Origin of the sequence: Endozoicomonas montiporae CL-33, from assembly GCF_001583435.1 — a bacterium.
Lineage (GTDB): Bacteria > Pseudomonadota > Gammaproteobacteria > Pseudomonadales > Endozoicomonadaceae > Endozoicomonas_A > Endozoicomonas_A montiporae.
This window is the reverse complement of sequence record NZ_CP013251.1, coordinates 4,301,885-4,326,048: the sequence shown is the minus strand read 5'-3', so window position 1 is coordinate 4,326,048 and position 24,164 is coordinate 4,301,885. Positions and strand designations below refer to the sequence as shown.

The window sequence follows — 24,164 nt, the reverse complement described above, 5'->3', positions numbered from 1 at the left end:
TTTCCTGCTCTCCCTCAAATATCAAAAACTGCAGCATCGAGTAAAACAGCTTTCCAGCCTGTGCATACCAAATCTTTGAGGGGGTTTTGAGGGTTGTATCTGGACAGGTATGTGTCCAATACCTCATCAATAGAACTGCTTGTATCAGTGATATCGGGCTCATCTTCTGTCTGTTCTGTAACGTCGTGGTTGAGGGTTGTAGCCACCGTAATATCTTCAGCGCTTTCTGTTCCCCAGCAGTCAGCATCAACAGTGTGTATTGGTTTTTGATTGATTAATAACAGGCTTTGGTTAAATTCGTCGAGGCACTCTGAAAAGATATTCGGGTTATCAGTAAAGCCTCGAATAATGGTCATCACTGTAGTTTCAATCAGGTGAACCACCGGTTTGTCATTTTCTTTGCAGTGCATGCCTGCGGATGTCATATCATTCAGGAGCTGTCTTCCGGGGTGCTCTCGGTTCGTTAAAAAGTCTTTATCAATTAAAGCCAGCTTTAACACTGGAATCTGTAAAAGCCCTATGGTTTTTTTTATAACATCGGGAAGCTCATGGTCGTCAATGATGAATTCAAATAATAAACCTACCAGGTTGATCAGATCTTCCTGCCTTGGTGATAGGTGCTGGGTAACTCCACGATTAACCAGTCCGTGTTTTATGGATTCCGATAAATTGGACATGACGGACGTTTGCTCAGACAGCTCATCCTGAATACTGGTCAGCATTGAAGCAAGATCCTGACTTGGATAACTGGCTGGGGAAACAATTAATGAATCTGAGCCTGTTTCACTCATAGTCTTATTAATTTGTTGTCCAATCAGTGACTCGACTTTTGAAACAACCTGCTCAGCAATATGATCGACCAGAGCGGAGTCGGCTTTCTTTGATCCATTCGAGCTTGTTTGAGGAGTAACGGGGTCACTTGTTGCACTGTGTGACGCGATTTCAGGTGTGTTTAACTCCAGACCCATCTCCGATAGATCGCTGTCAGCCTGTTGCCACATCTGTGCTGCCGGCAGCTTCAAATGTTTTGCAAAGAAAGATAAAAACTCATGTATGGTGCTGAGGTTGAGATTTAATGGAGCGAGAGCTGTGGCAAAACTAAAGCAAAGAGTATTAGAACTGATAGGTATTTGTGGACTGTCGGGGGGGAGGAAGTCTTTTAGTCTTGATTCACAGTTATAAAGGTTTTGAACCTGTTCACAAGTTTCCATCTGTCTGGCCGCTGCCTGCCACGCCAGCTTCTGTTCAAAGGTGGTGTTATCAACCAGACATAAGTCGTCTTCTGACAAAGTCGAATCAATGCTCTTTTCGGACTGTGTCCATTTGTTAATGCTGTTGTATAAATAATCTGCGCACGAATCAATGATTTCGGTTTTAGAGCTTTTTATCTTCTTTTCTGTTTCCATTAACTGCATCAGTTCCACATTACTGACAGCAGATAACTGCTGTTCCGATACATGATCGATCAAAATATTAACAACAGAAGGGAGCTGGGGAGTGATGTACTGGTCGATTAATTTTTCAAATAAGGTTTCAATCTCAAACTGCATAACAGGAGAGGTGGGCTTATTGATAGAGACTACATTGTTGCTCTTCTCAGACATGTACAACAACTCCCTGTACGATGTTGATCTCTATAAAACCGTTTAGTCAGTTGGCGAGTTTAGCCTGGATAAAAGGTATTTTAATTAGTGTAATTTATTGAGGGGGTGTTTTTTATATATTTACTTCATATTAATTTGAAGCTATATGCTTGGTGTCAATCTAATGACTTTGAATTCGGTATTTTTTTCAAAATACTACTGTTTCATTTCTTTTGTCATTTCTCTTGCTCTTTCTATCGCCTTTTGAAATCCGGTTTTGAACATCCCTTCCCGAATTTGTGCCTGCAATTCTGCAGGGGAAATCTCACCTTCAGCACCCTGATCAGCTTCAGCTGAAGCCTCCATGTCTTTGTTTTTCTTCATCATGTCGGAAAAACGGTCGGCCTCTATGGCGTCAACCGGGCTTTTGGGTTGTACCGGGTTGACCGGATCACGACTGTTATCGGGTCGAAGTGGTTCGGCGTCGGTGTTATTGATCATTTCTGGCTCCCCGTTTATGGGCTGATTCTCATATTTACTATAGATAGATATATCGACCTTGTTCTTGATAGCTGGCCATCAATGATCAGCTAAAAGTTATGGGCTGGTAAAAGCTGGTTCAGGGATACCGGTTCTAAACAGGTTAAATCGTTATTTCCAATCTATGTAAAAACGATCTTTAGCCCTCGATATCAGAGCCGACAACTGACTTAGTCAGGTATGGAGAATCTTATGAGCGGTGAACACTTCACGTTAACGATTAGTCAGAGCACCACGGACCCTGGTGATTTTGCTATTCACATGAAAGAAGACGGACAGCCGGAACAGCTGCTGGTGCACTTGCGGTTTATGCCCCTGCCCATGTTTAACGACACTTATCTGGACGATGTTGTGGGTGTCATGGCTCGCAAACTGGCTAAGCGTATTATTGAATGGCGCGTAGCTCCTGACGATAACACGCTGTCGCTTCAGGCGAATGAAGAACAAGTCAAAGCGGTTGTTGATGAAGTGATTGACCGTATGAAAAAAGCTGATTGACTTCAGGCACAGGTTTTACTGATGGTATTAACCTGTGTACCTTTCCTGCAGGCTATTTCCAAACTCACCTTCATGTCCACGTAATATGCGTATAGGCGGCAGACCTGTCAGACATTATGTTGTCGCCCTTTTGTAAGTCTCAGGTGCCCTCTTTTATGGACATGACACGATTCGTCAATACCTTTGGACGCTATCTGCGTGCAAAGTACGGTGAAAAAGTCCACAAAATATCAGTCAATGCTTCTTTCACCTGTCCAAACCGTGATGGCACTAAAGGTATTGGTGGCTGTACGTTTTGCAATAACGCTTCATTCAGCCCTGACACAACGAATGCCGGAGATATCACTGCCCAGATTCAGTCCGCTAAAAAGAAAGTGTCACAGCGAACCGGAGCAGGGAAGTTCATTGCTTATTTCCAGTCCTACAGTAACACCTATGGTTCTGTTGATGACTTGCGACGCTACTATGACGAAGCATTGTCTGATGACGATGTGATTGGTCTGGCGGTTGGTACACGTCCTGACTGTGTACCTGATCCGGTACTGGCTCTCCTGAAAGAGTATCAGGACAAAGGTTATGAAGTCTGGCTGGAGCTGGGACTTCAATCCACCTTTGATGCGTCGTTAATAGCCGTTAACCGGGGACATGGATTTGCTGAATACGAAGACGCAGTAAAACGAGCGAAAGGCTTTGGATTGAAACTGTGTACACACCTGATTATGGGGCTGCCCGGAGAGGTGCCGGAAGATACTCTGACCAGCTTTGATCGTGTGGTCGAGCTTGGTGTAGATGCCATCAAAGTCCACCCATTGCACATTGTTAAAGGCACTCAGCTGGCTCGGGACTGGAAGCAGGGCAGGGTAAAAGAAATGACTATGGATGAATACACCCATGTCATGGCAGAAGTCATTCGTCGTGCACCTGAACATCTGCTGTTTCATCGGCTGACCGGTTCTGGAGAGAGGCAATATCTGCTTTCACCAGAGTGGGCAATGAAGAAATGGGATATCCTTGGATTGATTTACAGGAAGCTTGAAGCTGATTGTATGACATCCAGTTAAGCTGGGATTTATATAGCTGTGTTGGGAGTTGCCATTTAAATGTCGTATAAATTTGCGAATAAAAGGGCACAGTCCCACTCCCTGACACAGGCAAAAAGCTTATGTCTCTGTGTTTCTGGCATTACCAACCTGCCATATCGTTTTTAAATTGTTATTCAAGCCTGAAAGCATTTCTCAGGGTTCTTTCCAGCAAGTTGAGTTCTTCGTGTTCTTTATCTGAGAGACTACTACCCTCTCGCGACCTGAATTGTTGTAGTTGTACGAGGGGGTTAAGGTGCTTTTTGTCTTTCAGGAGGTCGATCAGAAGTTGAATTTTACGGGTATGGAACTGACTGTTTCTGATCGACATAAGGGCTGGTTTCAGCCCTGCTGCTTCTTTGTATATGACTGAAACGGGCAAGTGGTCTGACAGGCCACTTTGCTGCAGAGGTTTGAGGTTTGTTCCTATTTGCTGAACCTCGGCATGAGATGCCCAATTCTCCTTTTCCGGGCCATAAAGAAACTGGTAGTCATACAAGCAGTGATCAGCGACTTTCCGGCTGTCTTCCCAATTAGACGTTCCCCAGTCCTGTCGTTCTGAAGCACCTGCGCCCTGATACCATGATCCAGTGGGTTCTGTATGTGTGTGCTGGCTCTCAGGCTGATTCAGATCGAGGAATACAGGAGCACTACCAGGCAGTCGCTTGCCATCTTGCGGGTTGTGTGTTTCATAAAAGCTGTTATGAAAATCGCTGCCCAAAGCATCGATGCCCTCCTGATACTCTTTCCCGGCATTTGATTTTCCCTGCTCATCAGCCTGAGAAATATTCAAATCGCCCGACAGAAAAATGCCTTCGTGTTGCGACTCTTCTTCTTTGCTGTCCTGTTCCATCCATTGCCGGATTTGTGCCAGCTCAGAGGTTCTGATCTTATGATATTTGTCGCCTTCTTTGGCTTGCAGATGAGTGTTGTATACGATGGCTGTCTTTCCCTCGCCCAAGTCCAGAACCAGTCGTAACAGGCCTTTGTTGGCCAGTTGATCTTCACCTGCCAGATCTTTAAATGGCCGAAATGACGCATCCAGTACAGGAAACTTACTGGCAACGGCTAATCCGCTATTTAGCCCTGTTTCCCGGGGCGCAACACTGTGGACGATGTATGGGTAGCTTTGTTTGAGCCCTTCGCAAAGGTGCTCTGTTGCATGTCGATCAAAGACTTCCTGAAAACAGACTACATCCGGCTGGGTAGAGGATGACTGGCTATTCAGTGCTTCAGCTATTTCAGCTGCTCGACGATTGGATGAGCGTAAGTCGTTTAAATTTCGTATAAAACCGGGCATTAATCCGGTGTTATATGTCATCAGATGAAGTCCCTGTTGTGGTGAGTATTGCTTCTCAGGTTTACCTGAACAAATCATCGACATCTCACTCCGAAACGCATTTCCGGCAATACGAAAAGGCATGCCAATGACGGCAAGAGCGAGAGAAGGGATAATAAACAGAGCCGTGGTAACGGCTTTCAGTGCCTTGCGGGCTGCCAGTGGCAGTTTCCGCTTTTTACGTTCAATGTCTGTAAAGTGACAGCAATTCCCGACAAATATACGCCTTAAGACGTATACCCTGCTGCAGGGTGAACCATTTTTCGGATTTGCAGCAAACAACCTTCAGCCCAAAGCTGACATTCTGGATGAATTTTTCGCTCAGACACAGGCTCACCCCGGCAGCTATGAAGTATCTGGAATAACAGAACGGATATTATGACCAACTCCTTCAGAGGTTCTTGAGATTATTGCCATAAAAAAGTCTCGCCAAGAGTCAATGAAAAACCACTGAAACAGGCTTCTCATATGCTCCCAAAGCGCTTTTTTAGAGTGGCTTGCCGTCCAGGCTTTCTGAAACAAGCAACACCCTAACTGTTCTATCTGATCAATAAGGAAGGCGGTAAACGTCAGGCAGGCAAAGTTTGTAGCCAAATGCTCCTTGCCGTGTCCGTAGTTGTGTTCGAGGTGGTAACCCTGTGTCTTGAGCGTGTTGAAGGTTTCATTTTCAATCTTCCATTTCGCACGGCCTCCGCGCATCACTCTGGTGACGCTGTCGTCAGTCAGTTGGATATCTGTTACCCAGACATTGGTGTATTTCTCGCCCTTGGGGCTAATCTCAACATATTCCAGATAGTTGACCAGAACATCCTTGTGACTCTTGTTGATGGGAACGTTGTTGACGTATCTGAACCAGTGCCGGTAGCCGTCCTCATCAACGTATTCATAACGGTTAACCTCACCCCTGGCATCCAGAGTATCAACCGCCTCAACCAATGACGCATGGTCGCTGTCCTTGGCCACCATAATGAAGCTGTACCCATAAGACTTGACCATTTTTATCGTCGGCCCATCTGAATACAGGTCATCAAATGTCAGTACCAGTTTTAGTTTGGGATGTTCTCTGTAGACGTTTTCCAGCAACCGCTTTAGTGCGGTTTTTTCGCAATCGTTTTTAGAAGCATTGACCTGCTTGGTAATAGGCTCTGGCATCAGAGGCAAGACCTCTTTTTGTCCGGGCTTGACCAGACATATAGCCAACAGTTGGTGGTAATACTGGGGGGTATCAGTATCGGCTTTTTTGATACAACATTCAGGGCAGCTAATCTTGCCTGAAGCGAAATGCCCTGTACCATCCACTGGAGCCAGATAGCCTTCTTCAAAATACTGAAACTTTTTTAGCCACTTCGAACTCTGGACGTAAGAGAAGAGTGACTTGAAAAATGGCCTGAAATGATCAGTTTCAATAGGGTCAAGTATCTCCCGCAGATGGGTGTCACTGGGAATACGCTGAACGCCGTACATCTGGCGCAGGTTGTGAACAACCCTTGGATTTTTACATTCATGCTCAAAGCTCAGAAGTGAAGGGCATTTCATGTGCATCACAGCCAGACCGGACATTATTGCATCAGAGAGAAGAATTTTTTCCTTGCAATTATTGGGACGATGATCAGGTATTAGGGATGCTTGCTGGCGAACAGTATTGATTAACCGATCGACCAAAATTTTGTCTTGCTTAGCAGGCATAGAAATACGACAGTGAATGAGTACTGCATGAAATTTAGCTCAAAGTTCAGGAATTTGCTTTTTTATGGGTCCTTCTCAGACCTTGGTACTGTTGGGCTGAATTAATTCGTCGGGAATTGCTGGTAAAGTGATTACTTTTTCCCGGTCTTCTATTACCGATCAGTTTGGTAACATTATTGGCAACCCGACTGACAGGATAGGTAAGAAACCGGCCAATCCCCAGCAGACCTTTTCCCACCTTACTTTTTGCAGTCCCTACATAATGGTCGTTGACCACCATATTTTCAGGATACTTTGAAGTGTTTGTTTCTCGTATTGGCATATCTTTTTCGCCTGATTGAACAGGGTATTTATCGGCTTGATCGGGTTTTATAAGAGATGCGTGTTAAAGGTTTCAGGGCTTTCAAGGCTGTCATTATTAAGCCGATGACATATCTGTTGATGATTTTCAAAGGCAATGGATATGCAATTCGATCTGGGTGGTGGGTATTGTGTCAGAAGTTTTCTGTATGGGGATGCATCCTCTTTATCCCGTCATGGGAATAACGCCAAAATTGCCCGAAATCTCAGAGACAGTTTCCCCAATCCTTACAGTATTGAGCATGCCCGGGCGTGGATTCAGCATGTAAAGGAATACGAAGCGGATACTCGTTTTATTATTGCCAGCGGGCAGGAAGCGATTGGCGAAATTGGCTTTGTGACACAGCTGGATGTGCATCGTTTCTCTGCCGAGATCGGTTACTGGGTATCGGAAGAGCACTGGGGCAAGGGCATTATGTCTAAAGCGGTTGCTTATGTGTCTGACTATGCGTTTGCAAAAAAGAAAATTGTCAGGCTGTTTGCAGATGTCGTTGAGTACAATGAAGGCTCTTGCAAAGTTCTTGAAAGATGTGGATACCAGTGTGAAGGCGTATTAAGAAAGCACATCTACAAAGGCGAGCGTTTCTATGACCAGTTTCTGTATGCAAAGGTTAACCCAAACGTCTCATAGCGATATTCTGCCCAATGGTTGAACGGTAATTTCCTCGGTTAACTCCTGATGGGACAGCACCGCCAGATCATATACCTCTAACTCCAACAGCTTGCGCACATAGCGACGTATGTCCATTGACGTTATCAGTACGGGCTTGTGTTCCAGATGGCCAATTTTGCCGACCGTGTTTTTAACGTTTTCTACAAAACGTGCTGACTGCGATGGGTCCAGTGCCAGATAGCTGCCTGCAGAGGTTTGTCGGATACCGCCTCGAATGGTGTCTTCAACGTCCTGATCCAGAAGATAGACTGGCAGCATGTTTTGACCGTTAGAGTATTTGTAGCTGACATAACGCTTTAATGATGAGCGAACGTATTCAGTCAGTTGCACTACTTCTTTTTCTTTATGTCCCCAGACGACCAATGATTGCAGGATGGAGCGCAGGTTACGAATAGAGATGTCTTCCGACACCAGCCGCTGGAAAATCTCAGTGATTTTGTTAACGGGCAGCAGTCGCTGTACTTCTTTGATGAGTTCACCAAACGAGCTTTCCATTTTTTCCAGCAGGTAGCGGGTTTCCTGAATGCCGACAAATTCTTCAGAATATTTTTTCAGCACATGTGCCAGATGGAAAGTAAGGATTTTCGGAGCATCCATGAAGTTTACATTGTTTTTTTCCAGACGCTCTTTCTGGTCTTCAGTGGCCCAGATGGTGTCGAGTCCCGGCAAAAAATCATCCTCTTGCTCAAATGGAATCTTCAGCATTTCCAGATGATCAATGGACTCACGGATAAAAATGAAGCCGGGACGGAAATGGCCGCTGGCCACCGGAACTTCCTGTAACAGAATCGAGTAGGTGTTGTCTGCCATGGAATCATTAAAGCGCAGATGGATGCCCGGAAACGGTACGCCAAGATCCATGTAAAGGGCTTTGCGAACTTTTAGCAATTCGTCGTTCAATGACTGCGTGTTCAGGCTTTCCTGAATGGAAGTGGGTACGTCGATGATCAGAGGCAGTGTCTGAGTGAATTCTTCCTGCTGGTCAAGGCGGGATTTAGCTTTGTCCGGTGTTTCTGTAGCTGCTGCCATGGCGGGGATGCCACCATCAGCTTCATCCTGTTCCGCCTGTGTGGCTTTTTTCAGGAGATAATAACCGCCGCCGCCAATGAAACCTGCCAGAAACAGGAAGATCAGTGTTGGAAAGCCGGGAATCATGGCGAAACACAGCAACAGGATTCCCCCAACCATCAGAGCTTTGGGTTTATCCAGTAACTGTCCACCAATTTCATTACCGAGGTCTTTGGAATCTTCGTTCGAAACACGGGTAACGATAATACCTGAGGTGATGGAGATCAGCAGGGCGGGAATCTGGGAAATCAGGCCGTCTCCCACGGTCAGGATCGCGTAGAGTTGCAGGGCTTCTCCGGCACTTAGTCCGAGCATACTGGAACCAATGGCGACGCCTGCTGTAATGTTCACGAAGATGATGATGAGGCCGGCGATAGCGTCACCCTTAACAAACTTCATGGCACCGTCCATGGAGCCGTACATCTGGCTTTCCTTTTGAACCAACTCACGGCGCTTCTGTGCTTCTTCCATTTCGATAGAGCCGGCACGCAGGTCGGCGTCGATACTCATTTGCTTGCCGGGCATGCCGTCAAGAGAGAAGCGTGCGCTTACTTCTGCCACCCGTTCAGAACCCTTGGTAATAACCAGAAACTGGACAATGGTGATGATCAGGAAGATAACGATACCCACAATCAGGTTACCGCCCACCACGAAGTTACCAAAGGTGTAAACAATCTCACCGGCATCGGCCTGCAAAAGAATCAGACGCGTGGTGGTAATAGACAGTGACAGCCTGAACAGGGTTGTCACCAGCAGTACTGCCGGAAATGACGAAAACTCCAGGGGCGACTTCAGGTAGATAGACGTCATCATCAGAATGAATGACAGCCCCATATTCAAAGCGATCAGAAAGTCCACCACCGGGGTGGGCATGGGCAGGATAATCAGGCCGACAATAGCTACCAGCAAAACAGCCAGCATCAAGTCGTTACGCTGGCCCATTTTGTTGAGAAAGGAAAGAGCAGGATTCATGCTTTCAGCCTGATTGTGGGGGCGTTAGTGTCAGGCTGAAAAAAGGCTATTAACGAACAGTAGCCTGTCTAAGCTTTTTCTTCCTGAGCAGGGCGCGTCCCTTGATCCATTTTATGGCACGGGTGTCTGTGCCGGGCTTCACGTACTGCAGAAAAGTATCGGCCGCCTTGATGGACTCTGCAGGCTGGTCAGTTTGAAGGTAGGCATAGCTCAGCATGCGATGAACATCAGGGTTTTCAGGCTCCATCTGGCGCATGGCTTCAAGCAGGGCAATCGATTTGCGCGGTTGTAAATATTCCAGATAGTAAGCGGCCTGGGCGAATAACCACTCTTTCAGCGTTTTATCCATGGGACTTCTCCTTATCCGGCCACCAGTATATTGCGGCTCATCATCAGCATTTCCTGAAGCTCTCTGGACTCCTTCAGAACGTCGAGTGCTTTTTGATATTTCGGGCTTTCATCTTTGTGTTTCTCAAAAATGGCTAATGCCATATTGGTCATCATATGATGTTCATCGGGCGACAGGGACAATTTGCTTGAGTCTACGCTCATGGCAAAGCGTTTTTCCCGGTTCTGGAATGTCCTGCCCATTTCGAGTGCAGTCCAGAAATAGGCTGTAATCCCTTCGCCAGAAGGTTTAAACGATGACTTATCTTTGGGGAAATCTTTATCAACCACGTCGTCTGCAACTCTGGAAATACTTGACAAACCACTGTTAAATGAAACATCCATAGTCGTATTCTTCTTAGGTAAAAGGGATAGACATTTAATCGGCCACAGGTAGTCGAGCTGTAAGTGTGGAATTTAAAACCATTAGAATTAGCGGGCGGAGTTGGATACACTGTCAATTAAATGGAATTATTTATCGATTTCAGCATTAAAACTTTATTTTTTTATGCGAATTGACGAAATACTTAAAAGAGAAGTCCAAATTGTTTGATTAAGTAGTTGAAGTGAGCTGTAGCGAGACTGGCATGGAGGCACTCGTGTAATGAGCTTTCTTATCAACCTGCACCGTTCAGGTCAGTGCTACATTAAGTGGATATTATTCATACCGCTTATTTTTGTATTGGTCACGCCCAATGCAGTTTCAAACAATAACTGGGGGCATATTGATAAAGAAAATGCTCGCCGTCATATCATTCGCCCTGATGAAACGCTTGCAATTATTGCTGAAAACTATGGTTTTGATATTTACGAACTGATTTCGTTCAATAATATTACGAATCCTGACGGGCTGATGACCGGGCAGGTTATTTACATTCCTGTTGAAGCGCTACCAGCCTCGCCAGACATGCAGAGTATGAATTCTCTGGATGCCCAGTCATTCCCGCCGAAAGAAGCCAAGCCGACTCAGGAAGAATATTATAAGTTACAGCAGTGGCTTGATGAGCATCAGATGGGATCGGGTGTTGAGAGTGTTGATTATAACTACCAGTTAAACTCGGTGAATCAGGAACCTCCTTTAAAGCAAAATCCACAACAGGCCGGATTTGACTTGCCACTGGATAATGATTCAAAACTGCTGAACCAGACAATAGCAGAAGACGGACAGGTAGAGACTGAAGTTGAAATGGCAGAGTCTGGCAGTGAAGCGGAAAATATTCCGGATGATTCTTCACCCTCGCTGGAAGCATTTGGGGAGCGACCCTATGCCTATTATGGCAGTGGTGAAGACCTGACCGAAGTTCTGCAAAATTTTGCGGCCAGTTATTATATGCCCACGATTCTGGCTGAAGATCTGGAAGGGCTGGTAAATGGAAAAATTGGCCCACTGACACCGGTTGATTTTCTGGATCATATGTCCAATGTCTATGGTTTTATCTGGTATTTCGATGGTCATACGCTTTATGTGTACAACGGTAATGCAGCCCAGCAGAAAATCATCAGTCTTGATTACATGAGCATTGATAAATTCAAGAAAACACTTAAGCGGGTCGGCATTTGGGATGGCCGCTTTTTCTGGAAAGAGCAACCGAAAAATGGTCTGGTGTACGTGTCCGGGCCGCCTCGTTATATTGAGATGGTCACGCAAACAGCTGAGTTGCTGGACCGGAAAGAAGGTGATCGGCAGAAAAGCCAGTTATCAGTAAAGATGTTCCGCCTGAAGTACGCCTGGGCAACCGATAAGCAATTTAATTTCCGTGGTCAGGCCGTCACCGTTCCGGGGGTAGCCTCATTATTACGCAGCATTATCAGTGGTGGAGGTGTGGCTCAGGTTACCCGTAAAACTCTGTCTAATCCTTCCCTTAAACCGGCTCAGGGTGTCACCAGGGCGGCAGAGAAAAAAGCCGCATTAAGAGCTGCGCAGGATGCGGCCAGTGCCCCGCAACCACTGAATGATGGCGCAGAAGCCGAGAAGGTATTGATCAATGCCGACCCTCGTTTAAACGCGATTATTGTTCATGACCTTGAATCCAAGATGCCCATGTATGAGGAGCTGATTAAGTCGCTGGATAAACCCTCTGCCCAGGTAGAAGTCAGTGTGTCGATTATTGATGTGAACTCTCAGGATATTTCGGCGCTTGGGGTTGACTGGAACAATACCCGCGGCACCAGTTCGGAGGTTTCTTTCAATCCGGCAGGCTCCACCCATGCTCAGGATTTTCAGTCATTTACCACTGTTGTAGGCATGAACCTTGGGAGTTTTAATGCAAGAGTGAGTCTGCTGGCTGATGAAGGCCGTGCCAAAGTGGTTTCCAGGCCTTCTATCCTGACTCTGGATAATCTTGAAGCGGTATTTGATAGCAGTAGTACTTTTTACGTCAAAGTCGAAAGTACAGAGGATGCCGAGCTGTTCCCCGTCACCTCGGGAACTGTTGTGCAGGTGACCCCGAGAATAGTGAATGAGATAAAAGGCCGTAAAATTCATATGAGTGTGAATATCCAGAATGGCGGTGATGAGACGGCAGAAGGGGCTTCTCTGCCTAAAGTCAGCAACAGTTCGATCAGCACTCAGGCCGTTGTTAATGAATCGGAAAGCCTGCTCATTGGTGGCTTTGTTCAGGAAACGGAAAGTGAAAATGCGACAAAGGTTCCTGTGCTGGGTGACATTCCTGTATTGGGTACATTGTTTAGAAACCAGAAGACAATTAGCCGACAGCAGGTTCGACTGTTTCTGATAACCCCACGCATTATCAGCATTGATACGTAAAAATATAAAAGATACGTAAAGGTATAAAACGACAGCGTTTCAGGGGTTCGTAATGGCTCGCAAAAGTTCGCTAATGATCGTATGATGATTTTCCATAACCTGAACGGTTGGAAAAACGATGTCTGTCATTAAAAAAACAACAATGTTTGATGTCTTCATCATCGGTGGTGGCATCAATGGTGTGGGGATTGCCGTTGACTGCGCCGGGCGTGGTTTGAAGGTAGGGCTTTGCGAAAAAGGTGATCTGGCAGGCGCTACTTCATCTGCCAGCAGCAAGCTGATCCACGGCGGGCTTCGATATCTTGAGCACTATGAGTTTCGACTTGTTAAGGAAGCGTTGGCTGAACGTGAAGTTCTTTTGAAAATGGCTCCCCATATTGCCTGGCCCATGCGCTTTTGCCTGCCCCATCGCCCTCAGCTAAGACCCGCCTGGTTAATTCGGGCGGGGCTTTTTCTTTATGATTATCTCAGTTCACGGGTATCTCTGCCCGGTTCTCACAAAGTCTGGTTTTCGGAGGCATCGCCGTTAAAACCGGAGTTTGTTCAGGGTTTTGAATATTCTGATGCCTGGGTGGATGATGCACGTCTGGTTGTGCTGAATGCTATGGCACTGGAGCGATTGAACGGCACAGTATTGACACGGACGGAAGCAGTAAAAGCATGGCGGGACGACCAGCTGTGGCATGTTGTTTTAAAAGATCATTTAACGGGTGAAGAAACCGAAGTCACCTGCAAGGCTCTGGTGAATGCAGCAGGTCCCTGGGTCAGTTCTGTATTTGATGCTGTTCTGAGACAGCGTGCGCCTCGACAAATTCGTCTCATCAAAGGCAGCCATATTGTGGTTCCAAAGCTTCACGATGATCCCAGAGCCTTTATTTTGCAGAATCAGGATGGACGAATTGCGTTTGTAACACCCTGGCTGCAGCAGTTTACTTTGATCGGTACTACGGATGTTGAGTTTGATGGCGATCCAATATCGGCTACCTGTTCCGAGCAGGAACAACAGTATTTATGTGACATCGTAAATCAGCATTTCAAGCACCGGGTATCAACAGAGGATGTGGTCTGGAGTTATTCCGGTGTCAGGCCACTCTGTGAAGATGAGTCCGATTCGCCTCAGGCCATTACCAGAGACTACACCATCGAACTTGAAGATTCTGAAGGTTCTACGCCTTTGTTGTCGGTCTTTGGCGGTAAGTTGACAACTTATCGCAAACTGGCAGAAGCGGCTGTCGGACGACTGGCGAATTACTTTCCCCAAATGAATCCTGCGTGGACAGCACACCAGCAGTTACCGGGAGCAGAGCAGTTCGAATCGCCTTCTACCTTCCTGAAGACGCTTCAGAATACTTATCCATGGCTAAACGATGCTTTTGCACAAAGGCTTTGCCAGAGTTATGGAACCCTGTGTATCGAATGGTTGCAGGGAGCTCAATCTCTGGATGATCTTGGTCAGCATTTTGGCGCAGACCTTTTTTCGGCGGAAGTCGATTATCTGATCAGGACTGAGTGGGCTTATGAGGTGGATGACCTTCTGTGGCGCAGAAGTAAGCTGGGTATGTTTCTGTCAGATGACCAGATAAGGGAACTGGAGCGATATCTGAAGCAAAAGCGCCCGGAATTAGCGCCGGATCGATTTTCTTTTTCCGAAGGAAATCTTGATAAGGCAGGATAATCAGTAAGCAGATCAAAACTATAGTTTTATTATTAATCTATAATCTGTTCATTATTCTTATTTGGCTTATCCGACTTTCAATGGAATCCCTTCAAGCACTTTATCAGTGTCGTCAAATTGTTGCCATCGGTGGTGGTCACGGTTTGGGGCGAGTTATGGCCAGCCTTGGCTTTATGGAAGAAAAACTGGCGGGCATTGTTGCCACAACCGATGACGGAGGCTCAACGGGCAGGCTCAGGGAGGCCAGTGGCTGTATTGCCTGGGGCGATTTGCGCAACTGCCTTAGTCAGCTCTGTTCGGATAGCCCCAACCTTGCCAGAATCCTGTTTGAGTACCGCTTTAAACACAGTGGGGAGCTCAGTGGCCACAATCTGGGCAACCTGATTATGCTGGCTATGGATCAGATGTGTGTTCGCCCTCTGGATGCCATAAATCTGATTCGCAAAATGCTTCAGGTCGGCGCACATCTTATTCCCATGTCTGAAGAACCTGCCCGTCTGGCTGCCATGCTTGATGGTGAAAAAATTGTGGGAGAGACCACCATTGATGCATTGGATAAGCGGCCCGATAAATTGATGCTGCTTCCTGATATCAAGCCGACGTCTGAAGCCGTTAGTGTTATAGAGCAGGCTGACCTGATTATTCTTGGTCCGGGCAGTTTTATGACCAGTATTCTCCCGTCTTTACTGATGAATGGTATTTCAGAGGCAATCAATAACAGTAATGCCATGACGGTGTTTGTCGGAAACATAAACCCTGAGCGAACGGTTGTTGGAAAGCAGTCTATTTCGGACAAGTTGGGTTGGATGGAAGAGATGACAGGAGTGTACCCCGGCCTACTGCTATGGCCCGAAGAATATGATCTTCCTGAAGGTGTTCGCTGTAAAATTGAACAGCAACCCCTTTCAGACCCGCATCAGTCAGGCGCCCACAGTCGGGAGGCCATGAGAAAGGCCTTAGACTTGCTTGTAAAACAGCACCTGTTCCAATAAAGCCTGTTAAGGGCAGTGTTGAATCACTGTCCTTTGCCCAGCACCATAAACGTCTTGAACATTATAAAAGTGTCCATTTTCAGCCAGTCCACAGGGCTGCTCAGTGCCAGCGCATAAGCATGGTCGTAGGCAACTTTATTACGGACATCGTCAATACTTTCGTCATACCCAAGGTTGACTTGGGCAAGGCCTGTCAGTCCGGGTACAACGTCGTAGGTTCGCTCGGTATAAAAGGGAATATTTCGCTCCAGCTTATTGCAAATGCCGGGACGTTCTGGTCTTGGCCCTACAATGGACATATCACCAACCAGCACATTCCATAGCTGTGGCAATTCATCGAGGCGGGTTTTTCTTAAGGAATTACCCAGTCTGGTGATTCTGGGATCGTTTTTCTGTGCCCAGACCGGGCCACTTTTTGCCTCGGCATCTGCACGCATAGAACGAAATTTAACCATCTGGAACAGGCTGATATAGTTGCTGCGTTGATAGCCAATGCGCATTTGTTTATAAAAGACCGGGCCCGGACTATCCAATTTGATTGCAATGGCAATTATCGGGAATAACGGTAATGCCAGTATCAATCCGATAATGGCTATCGTCATATCCATTGCCCGCTTGCAAATGGCTGTCACAGGGTGGACGTAGGTTACGCCTTTCATAACGTCATACTCCTTGGGTACTTCCCTTACTTCTTTTAGTTTCCGAACCGGGTTCGACTTTCTTCAACTGTCCGGACTCCAGACCCATGGCATACCGGAGTAATCCAATGCTCATGGCCAGATGCCCGGAAATGATGTAATACAAGACTCTCAGAGGCTTCCAGACCGGTTGGCTGCCTGTCACAATATATAAAATGGATACCACATAGGCGGTTAATTGCCCTACAAATGCCAGTGTGAAGAACCAGTGTTCAACGGACAGCCACGCTGATGACAGCAGTGCCAGAAAGAGAAAAACAGGCATCATAGGTCTCAGAAATTTGCCTGAGAAAAAGTTAAAGGCGATCTTGCCAAATCGGGGCTGTAATAAACCGATGCAACGAATGGCCTGCTGTATATTCCCTGCAGCAATGCGTTTACGACGATTGAAGTCCATTTCATTACAGGCCTGTTCCAGCTCGACGGCAACGATTCGCGGGTCGTAAAGACATTTATACCCTTTCATAACGATGTTAACGGGCAGAACAAAGTCATCGTTAATGGTATCCGGAGGTAATCGCTCAAACAGCTTGTGGCGAAAGGCATAAAATGCCCCATGAGCGCCAAGGGTTGCGCCAATAGCGCTCTCGCTGGTCTTGATCTGACGCTGATATGCCCAGTAAGCCTGCTCACCGGCACTTAACGATTGGAAAAACTGATAACTCCCGCAGACAACGCCTGTGTCTTCTTCACTGAGTTGTGAAGCAGTGACCAGTAAGCTGTCGATGGAGAGGAGTGCGGAGACATCGGACAGGGCCACTACATCGCAGTCGCACAGACTGATGGCTTCATTGAGTACTGCTACCTTGCCGTAGTTTTCCGGCTTCTCGACGACGTCTATCGTAAGATGTCGGTTCTCCCTGGCTTTGGCGGCACCCCGGGCAATATCGGCGGTTTCATCAGTGCAACCATCGCAGACAATAATGATGCGCAGCTTGTTATCCGGGTAATCCAGCGTGCCGAGGTTGTAGATCTTGTCTGAAATAGTGTCGGCTTCGTTGTGGGCAGGCATCACCAGACAGATTCTGGGTAACATTAAATCCAGAGGAGTAATGGTAAAGTGACGATGAAAATAGGGTGTTGGTGTTGGATGACTTCTGGACATTATCCGTAATAACAGCGGATAGCCGACGTGGTGATAAATAATCACCAGACACGCGACGATGAATAAAGTAAGGGCTAACCAGTCAAACATCATAACCCTCCGGAGCCAACCCCTGTTTCCCGAGACTCTGCAGATAGAACTGCTGGTACTGGGAAATCATGCGGTTAAGGTCGCCATGCTTCTGCACAAATTGTCTGGCAGAGTGCCTCGCCTGATCCGAACACCCTTCATCCAATTGACGTTGCAGTGCGGTGGATAAACTGTCGATATCACCGGCAGGCACCAGTAAGCCATAATCCGGCGCAACGGCTTCACTACAGCCTCCAACATCGGTAAGGACAACATTTCGGCCACAGGCCTGGGCTTCCAGAGGCGACAGAGGCAAGCCTTCTCGCTGTGAAGCCAGACAAAAGACGTCAATGGCCTGAAAGAATGACGGCATATCTTCAACAACGCCGAGAAAATGCACTCTGTCAGAAACATTCAGAGACTCTGCCTGTTTGCGCAGAGTGGACTCCAGTTCACCGCTGCCAGCCAGAGCCAGATGGGTGTCAGCGGACAGTCTCGAAAAAGCAGAGAGAAGCACGTCGTGAGACTTAACGGCAGTCAGTCGTGCTGCGCAGCCAATAAACGGAACGTTCAAAGGTAGCCCCAGATGCTGGCGGGCAAGACTCTGATCGCCAAGGCAGAAACGTTCGACACTGATGCCATTCATAATGACTTCAGTAGAGAACATCGGGATATAGCGCTGGATGCTTTGTGATACGAGCTGGGCGTCGGCAATAACGATGGGTCTTAACAGGTGAAAAAAGGTGCCTGCCAGAGCTCTGCGTTTCAGGTTGGACAGATGCCAGGCGTCATGCTCTGTGTGGACGTGACCGCATCCGGCGATTTTGGCTGCCAGTCCGCCATAAAGCATGGGGCCGACATGATGCGTGTGAACAACATTCACTTTAAGAGTTCTGAGTAAATCAGTCAGCTGTCGTACTGTAGACCACTGTATGCCTGGCGGTTTGTTGAGTGCATGCAGGCGGGTAATGTTGTGTAATCTCGGCCAGTTTTCTTTCAGAGAGTCTGTTGTTCCCTCAAGACTGATGATGTGAACTCGTTCCGGATTATCAGAGAGTTGCTGTAGATCAAGAACCATTGTCTCGATCCCGCCGGGAGCAAGCTGTTGTACAATCTGGGCGATTACTGACTGCTTCATACGCTGGCCCCCTCGTCATGTGAGAATGAATCGGTTTGAGGGTTGTATGTCAGTGGCAGGGCATGAGGCATTGCGGGCAGCCGGGTAATAACCGGTAAACCGGTCATGGTCTCTATGGTTTCCCTTAAACGCAGACTGGTGTCTGATATTTCTGAAATGGCGGCCAGCCCGGTGCCAATGCCAAGTCCGGCAAAAAAACCAGCAACAATAAACAGGATCGCCGGTATGCCATTGGGGCGGCTGGGGGTAAAAGGTTTATCAATGACTTTTACTTTTTCTATTTCTTCATACCGACCCAAGTCGCCTGAAACCCGCGCCATTTCATAGCGGTTGAGGAAATCTTCATAGAGCTTGAGCTTGATATCATAATCGCGCTGCAATTCGGTCAGGCTTCTTTCTACTTCGGCGAACGAGACCACTTTGTCCTGCAGTTTTTCGGATTGTTGCCGGATAGTTTCCACCTCGTTTTTGAGTCCCGTTACCCGTGCATTCGCTTCCTGAACTGCTTGCAACTGTGAGGCGAGAATGGTGGTGGGCGTACCCTGATTGCCAATATCAGGATTGCCTGCGCTGGTGGAGGCCAGGTTCCATAGTCGTTTGATGTCTTCCGGATTCAATTGGGATGTTTCTGATATAAGCCGTTTGCGTTCGCTTTCCAGACGATCAAACTCTCTTGTTGCTGCACGAACCTTACTGTGGTTCTCGGTATAACGTGATCGCAGCATACTCAGCTCAGCCCGAATGGCGATCAGTCGTTCCTCCAGCTTGCCTATCACGGGGTTGGTTTGAGCGAGGTTGCCGTTGAATTCTTCCACAGCAGCTTCAGCACCTGACAGATCGGTTTGTTTTTCCATTAACAACTGACGCAACTCTGCCAGACGCGTGATATTTGCCTTATGCAGCTCGGGGAGTTCGAGGGCGTATTTTGCTTTGTAATCTGATAGTTTTTGCTCTGCCTTTATCAATTCCTGCTGTTGTCGCTCCAGCTGGTTTTCCAGAAAGTCTGCTGAAGTACTGGTCCAGGATTTGTGGGGAGCCAGAACTATTTTAAGAAAATGCTTGGTCACTGTTTCCAGCAGAAGGGCAATGTCGGTGCGGCTTTCCGAGCGGTAGTATATTTTGATCAGCTCACCACCAAATACAATGGACAGTGAGCGTGATAGCTCGTCGAGCTTTTCATCCAGAACATTCTGGGGAGAGTTATCATTGATGTATCCAACATCTTTAGCCACTGCTCCAAGAACGTTTCGGCTTTTAAGGAGTATCTTCAAAGCAGCCTGTCGTTCTTCAAGGTTGGTTGAGATGGAAAAGTCTTCCAGTATCGGGTTAAGTTCACTCGTGTCCTGTAACAGAATGGTTGTGTGAGCTTCATAGAATTTGGGCGACAGAAAGCTCACAGCAAATCCGACGACAGGCATGATCAACATGGGTATAACAATGGTGTAACGTCTTACCCAGGCAATATTCAGTAGTCGGAACAGGTTTAACAATACATCGTTAGACACCTTTTCCTCCGAACACCTGAACAACCACCGTGTCTTTTTCCTGACTGGGCTGGTAAAGCTCTTCTATATCGGGTGTATAGCTTTGCAAGAGGCTTTTTATCCCCTGAACTCTCAGCCAGGAGGTATGCAGATCTTCAAATCCGTTTTCTTTCGATGTGGGCGCTATTGAAACAATGATGCTGATGGAGTCATTGGAAGGAAGCGTTTGAAAGAATAATTCAACGACTTTCTTTTGATGGTCGGTAAGGTTTCTTACGCTGGGCTCGAAATTAAGCGACATCTTCCGTACAAAAGCATGATCGGCATAACTTTTACCCCGGTGTTCTTCGATCATCTTCTCGATGGAGGTCAATAATTTCTGATTGGTTTCAGGTTCTGCCTCAGTGCCGGACACGGCTGCCTGAATCGGTCCCATCTGGCCATTTTTATTGGCACAGCCTGAGAGGACAGGCAGGGTGATAATGAGCCAGAAGGTGATTATCTGGAAACTGAATGTCCTTTTCACTGCAAGGTTCCCTTTTACATAGTGTGCTTGCCTGTGGCGTCAATTAAGTGTTAATGATTCATTTATCAGGCTCTGAAACCGTGGTTTATTATTGGTTTTTGACGATTTTTTGTTTCTACATCAGAGCCTTAGACGTACAGGTTGTATTTAATTGTAGTTGTAATTTTCGCAACAGGAGGACTTGAGAGGGTTACTTTTGAGCCAGATGAATGATCAGGTCTTCAAGTTGATTAGCCCGGTGCTGCCAGGATTCATTAGCGACCAAGTCCTGTCTGGCCTGTTTATTGTCACGGCTTTCGTAAGCTCTTTGAATCACTCTTGAGAAAGGCTCTTTGTTTTTCTGAATGGCTATCAGGTCTTTATAAAGCCTGACGGCAGGAAAGTCGGTGCTGGCAATAGCAGTACCAGAGGCAAGGTATTCACGTAATTTAAGAGGATTACAGGCCTGAATCTGGCGATTGTGTCTGAAGGGTAACAGGGCAACATCCCAGTTCTGGACATAGCCGGGTAACCGGGAGTGCGCTTTGGGACCGAGAAAATGAACATTTGGGAGCTCTTCCAAAACGCCAACCCGGGTTTTTACCGTGCCTACAAAGACGAAATTCCAGCCGGGCATGGCGGTTGCGGTTTGTGCCATCATTTCAACATCCAGCCATTCGGAAAGGCTGCCATAGAATCCTGCAGTCGGTTTTTTGTCAGGCACATCGCGAGGACATGAAGAAGGCTTTGAGAATAACTCGAAGTCCACGCCATGGGGCAACATGATGGTGTTGTGGCCGGCGAACTTGTGTGCAAGTGCCTCACTGACTACCAGAGTCAGATCCACTTTACTCACCAGCTCCCGCTCCATTGGGTTTACGGTTGCATGATCCACTCCATCCAGAGCATTAAAGTCATCGCCACAATAATAAATGGAAGCTTTTTCACCCAGACTGCCAACAATATCCACGGCAGTGGGCAGGGAGGTCCAGAGAATAATGTCTTTGAAATCATGCTCGGCACAGGCTGAAAGGATAGCTTCTGTCAGCCAGCGTTTATTGATTTTTCTGGCATGTGAAAAGCCATGAAAAGGAATGACTTTGGGGTTCAGAATGATCGGTTGCGGCCCGTCTTTAACTCGCTCTGGTTTTTGAGACAGTCCGAGCATTGCCCTGACTTTGGCGATAATTCTGAGAAAGTCCCTTAACCCGGGTTTTGGACTTCGTAAGCCAATAGAGTTAATCCATATGACCCGGTGTCTTTTCAGCAGATGACCGATCAGATGTTGTGTACTGGAGGGTAACCCCCCCCAGTCTTCACCGAACACCACGAGGTCAGCCATGTTGCTTCTCCAGAGGTACGGTTGAAGGCAGGGTTTTAATCACTTTGGCGGGAACGCCTCCTGCCAGAACGCCGGCAGGAAGACTTTTGGTGACCACGCTGCCAGTGGCAACAATGGTGCCGGCACCAATAGTCACGTCGCCCATCACCGTTACGCCCGCTGCCAGCCAGACATCCTCTTCGAGGATAATGTCACCGATCTGGTCTTCGGTATCGGGCAAGCCTTTGGCGCGGTCATTGGCATCAACCGGGTGCCCGGGATAGCCAATCAGCCGAACCTTTACTGCCATACGAACGTTGTTACCAATAATGACCTTACGACCAACGAAAATTTCGTTTTGCCAGCTGACATCAACATTATTACCAATAGTTAATTCAGGCTGGAAATTCCGGGAGTGCCTTCCGCTCAGGGTAGTATGACCTGATATTCTGCATTGATCGCCCATGTTGATCTTCAAAGGTCCGATTAACAGAGGAATGCCAGAATAAACGAAGAGTTGTTTGGGGTTATTGTTGAGCTGGCTTTTGAACAGGGGTGTCCAGTATAAAAAACGCAGAGTGCCATGAACCAGGGCAGTGAAGGATTTATGGCAATGGTAGAGTAATCCGTGAACCGGGCGAATGACTGGGAACTCAAAGGTTCGAATTTCTTTCAGGAAAGTAAATACCTTGCGAGCAAGAAAACTGTCACTGCTTTTTAGCCAGATCTTCAGTCGGTTTAGCATTCGAATAACCCTTTACCTTCAACTTGTTGGCAAACTTTCCTTTTGTATCTGTTGTTTGCTCGTCATTCTTTAATTCAGGCTCTGGTTCCGGGTAATGGTTGTCCATGTAGTTGGCAATAGCGATGCAGATAGCGGTCATTATATAAATTGGCCACAAAAAGCCCTGACTCAGGAAGCTGCCTGAAGCACAGAAACCCGCCAGACCGGCGTAAGTTCCCATGGCAATTGCAGTGAGTTGCGGGTTCTCATTAGGGGTGTCTCTTAGTTTATCCAGTCTTGAAAGGGTGGAGCGTATAGACATAAAGTTTGTGTAAATAAGAAAAAGAAACAAACCCAGTCCAATGAAGCCCGTCTCTGCCAGAACCTGAAACCAGCTACTATGAGTGACGTGCGCCATTCCTTCTGCCCGGCTGTGAGTCGCATAATTCCAGTAATTATCCAGAAACATTGACAAACCTACACCCGTCAACGGATTTCTCAATCCCATGAAAAATGCAGCTTCCCAGGCGTGAATGCGACCCATTGCAGAAGCGTCAACCCCTTCTTCGGCTGCACCCCCGGACTTACGATCACTGATTCCGGCAGCGGCGATAAGAATCACCAGACTAAAGCTGGCAATGCTGATGAGCAACAGTTTTGATTTGATAAGTCGTAAACCAAAAATACCCGTGACGGCAATAATGGCTAACAGACCACCCCGGCTTTGTGTGGCAATAATGGCAGAAATGAACACGCCAAAACCAATCAGCCCAAGGAGTGTTTTAATTTTTCCGGTGCCACGGGTCGCGGCAAAGGCAATGGCATAACTCATTGGAAAACTGAGCACCAGGGATAAGTCATTGGGGTCACCCAGACTGGTGCCAGGTATGGTGACGCGTGTTCCTTCAACCAGACCAATGCCGCTGGCTTTGTTGTAGAGAGTGATACAACCCACCGTCAGACCTGCACCCAGAATGAGAAGGTGAGCCAGTTTAAAGTGGTTTGTTTCGGTCATTAGCCAGGAGATAGCCAGCACCATTATGCCGATTTTCATGTAGACACTGGTAAAACTGGCAAAAGCAGAAGGAGCGTGGCTTGCAAAAACAATGCTGACCACTACCCAGCCAAAAAAACGGGCAAAAACCGTGTGTTCGTAGCGCCAGTAAGTTTTAACTTTCCGGGTGAGAATAATATGCCATGCCAGTACAAAGTAGGAGCCCAGTGCCGTCAGTAACGGAATCTTAATGGGATCGAGCTGAGGAAACACTTCATGCAAACGAAAGAAAGAGAACAAGATAAAGGTAAGACAGACAACAAAGGGTTTTTTCAGAATAAAGAGTAACCCCAGTGGTATGGCAGCCAACGGCAGTAGGGCAATAGGGTGAGGCAGAATTAATGGTGGTATCGCAGCAAGCAGACAGTATACAACCACCGCTCTGTCGCGATACTTGCTTTGAACGATTAACTCTATCCATGAGGCGACCATAATGAATAGCTCCTG

22 protein-coding genes are annotated in these 24,164 nt (G+C 47.1%); 6 read left to right on the top strand and 16 right to left on the bottom strand.

The annotated features are described in order from the left end of the window. Positions 1-14 precede the first annotated feature (14 nt). Both EZMO1_RS19785 and EZMO1_RS19780 read right to left on the bottom strand, forming a co-directional pair. Positions 15-1,550 carry a DUF1631 family protein gene (locus EZMO1_RS19785; protein ID WP_236632039.1) on the bottom strand — a complete coding sequence of 512 codons (1,536 nt, stop codon included), beginning with the start codon at positions 1,548-1,550 and terminating at the stop codon, positions 15-17. Positions 1,551-1,799: 249 nt separating this feature from the next. Beyond that, positions 1,800-2,084: a hypothetical protein gene (locus tag EZMO1_RS19780; RefSeq protein ID WP_034876034.1), complete on the bottom strand. Its 285-nt coding sequence runs from the start codon at positions 2,082-2,084 to the stop codon at positions 1,800-1,802. Between the two features lie 231 nt (positions 2,085-2,315). Between EZMO1_RS19780 and EZMO1_RS19775 the strand changes: the two genes are divergently transcribed. Together EZMO1_RS19775 and mnmL are read left to right on the top strand one after the other, a co-directional pair. Next, the gene (locus tag EZMO1_RS19775) at positions 2,316-2,621 is read left to right on the top strand and encodes a hypothetical protein (RefSeq protein WP_034876037.1); all 306 of its coding nucleotides are present in this window, start codon (positions 2,316-2,318) and stop codon (positions 2,619-2,621) included. A gap of 116 nt (positions 2,622-2,737) precedes the next feature. After that, positions 2,738-3,682, top strand: a complete 945-nt coding sequence (gene mnmL / locus EZMO1_RS19770) for a tRNA modification radical SAM protein MnmL/YtqA (protein WP_244886713.1) — start codon at positions 2,738-2,740, stop codon at positions 3,680-3,682. A gap of 151 nt (positions 3,683-3,833) precedes the next feature. Here mnmL and EZMO1_RS19765 read toward each other — a convergent pair whose 3' ends face one another. From EZMO1_RS19765 to EZMO1_RS26995, 3 genes are all read right to left on the bottom strand, one after another. Continuing rightward, positions 3,834-5,321, bottom strand: a complete 1,488-nt coding sequence (locus EZMO1_RS19765) for a sphingomyelin phosphodiesterase (RefSeq protein WP_034876044.1) — start codon at positions 5,319-5,321, stop codon at positions 3,834-3,836. Positions 5,322-5,384: 63 nt separating this feature from the next. Next, positions 5,385-6,725 (bottom strand): transposase, encoded by a 1,341-nt coding sequence (locus tag EZMO1_RS19760; RefSeq protein ID WP_145912517.1) that lies wholly within the window; start codon positions 6,723-6,725, stop codon positions 5,385-5,387. Positions 6,726-6,771: 46 nt separating this feature from the next. Next, positions 6,772-7,047 (bottom strand): hypothetical protein, encoded by a 276-nt coding sequence (locus EZMO1_RS26995; RefSeq protein WP_034876047.1) that lies wholly within the window; start codon positions 7,045-7,047, stop codon positions 6,772-6,774. 141 nt (positions 7,048-7,188) lie between these two features. On the opposite strand from EZMO1_RS26995, the gene EZMO1_RS19750 reads away from it, so the two are divergent. Further along, a complete protein-coding gene (locus tag EZMO1_RS19750) occupies positions 7,189-7,716 on the top strand; it encodes a GNAT family N-acetyltransferase (protein ID WP_051789934.1) in 528 nt (175 codons plus the stop codon). Here the strand turns inward: EZMO1_RS19750 and sctV are convergent. The 3 genes from sctV to sctX are packed head-to-tail and all read right to left on the bottom strand — an operon-like array spanning position 7,711 to position 10,530. Next, positions 7,711-9,798, bottom strand: coding sequence for a type III secretion system export apparatus subunit SctV (sctV, locus tag EZMO1_RS19745; RefSeq protein ID WP_034876053.1), 2,088 nt, complete (start codon positions 9,796-9,798; stop codon positions 7,711-7,713). The genes EZMO1_RS19750 and sctV overlap by 6 nt on opposite strands. A 49-nt stretch (positions 9,799-9,847) precedes the next feature. Continuing rightward, entirely contained in the window at positions 9,848-10,147 is a 300-nt protein-coding gene (locus EZMO1_RS19740; RefSeq protein WP_034876056.1) for a tetratricopeptide repeat protein, read from the bottom strand. 11 nt (positions 10,148-10,158) lie between these two features. Then, complete coding sequence (sctX, locus tag EZMO1_RS19735; RefSeq protein ID WP_034876059.1) at positions 10,159-10,530, bottom strand: type III secretion apparatus assembly protein SctX; 372 nt, start codon at positions 10,528-10,530, stop codon at positions 10,159-10,161. 259 nt (positions 10,531-10,789) lie between these two features. Here sctX and sctC point away from each other — a divergent pair, with 259 nt between their 5' ends. From sctC to yvcK, 3 genes are all read left to right on the top strand, one after another. Beyond that, on the top strand, positions 10,790-12,952 hold the full coding sequence (gene sctC / locus EZMO1_RS19730) for a type III secretion system outer membrane ring subunit SctC (protein ID WP_034876061.1): 2,163 nt from the start codon (positions 10,790-10,792) through the stop codon (positions 12,950-12,952). A 118-nt stretch (positions 12,953-13,070) separates the two neighbouring features. Continuing rightward, positions 13,071-14,627: a glycerol-3-phosphate dehydrogenase gene (glpD, locus tag EZMO1_RS19725; RefSeq protein ID WP_201772194.1), complete on the top strand. Its 1,557-nt coding sequence runs from the start codon at positions 13,071-13,073 to the stop codon at positions 14,625-14,627. 80 nt (positions 14,628-14,707) lie between these two features. Next, positions 14,708-15,619: a uridine diphosphate-N-acetylglucosamine-binding protein YvcK gene (yvcK, locus tag EZMO1_RS19720; RefSeq protein ID WP_034876063.1), complete on the top strand. Its 912-nt coding sequence runs from the start codon at positions 14,708-14,710 to the stop codon at positions 15,617-15,619. A 23-nt stretch (positions 15,620-15,642) separates the two neighbouring features. Here the strand turns inward: yvcK and EZMO1_RS19715 are convergent, their stop codons facing one another. From EZMO1_RS19715 to EZMO1_RS19680, 8 genes are all read right to left on the bottom strand, one after another. Continuing rightward, positions 15,643-16,278, bottom strand: coding sequence for a sugar transferase (locus EZMO1_RS19715; RefSeq protein WP_034876065.1), 636 nt, complete (start codon positions 16,276-16,278; stop codon positions 15,643-15,645). A 4-nt stretch (positions 16,279-16,282) separates the two neighbouring features. Beyond that, positions 16,283-17,515: a glycosyltransferase family 2 protein gene (locus EZMO1_RS19710; protein ID WP_051789936.1), complete on the bottom strand. Its 1,233-nt coding sequence runs from the start codon at positions 17,513-17,515 to the stop codon at positions 16,283-16,285. Further along, entirely contained in the window at positions 17,505-18,629 is a 1,125-nt protein-coding gene (locus EZMO1_RS19705; protein ID WP_051789938.1) for a glycosyltransferase, read from the bottom strand. Before EZMO1_RS19705 ends, EZMO1_RS19710 begins: the two co-directional genes overlap by 11 nt. After that, positions 18,626-20,134, bottom strand: coding sequence for a GumC family protein (locus tag EZMO1_RS19700; protein ID WP_051789940.1), 1,509 nt, complete (start codon positions 20,132-20,134; stop codon positions 18,626-18,628). Before EZMO1_RS19700 ends, EZMO1_RS19705 begins: the two co-directional genes overlap by 4 nt. Next, the gene (locus EZMO1_RS19695) at positions 20,127-20,639 is read right to left on the bottom strand and encodes a hypothetical protein (protein WP_034876067.1); all 513 of its coding nucleotides are present in this window, start codon (positions 20,637-20,639) and stop codon (positions 20,127-20,129) included. The genes EZMO1_RS19700 and EZMO1_RS19695 overlap by 8 nt, the downstream gene beginning before the upstream one ends. A 190-nt stretch (positions 20,640-20,829) precedes the next feature. Beyond that, positions 20,830-21,960, bottom strand: a complete 1,131-nt coding sequence (locus EZMO1_RS19690) for a glycosyltransferase (protein ID WP_034876069.1) — start codon at positions 21,958-21,960, stop codon at positions 20,830-20,832. Next, positions 21,953-22,684 carry an acyltransferase gene (locus EZMO1_RS19685; protein WP_034876071.1) on the bottom strand — a complete coding sequence of 244 codons (732 nt, stop codon included), beginning with the start codon at positions 22,682-22,684 and terminating at the stop codon, positions 21,953-21,955. The genes EZMO1_RS19690 and EZMO1_RS19685 overlap by 8 nt, the downstream gene beginning before the upstream one ends. Next, entirely contained in the window at positions 22,647-24,149 is a 1,503-nt protein-coding gene (locus EZMO1_RS19680; protein ID WP_082212080.1) for an O-antigen ligase family protein, read from the bottom strand. The genes EZMO1_RS19685 and EZMO1_RS19680 overlap by 38 nt, the downstream gene beginning before the upstream one ends. Positions 24,150-24,164 lie beyond the last annotated feature (15 nt).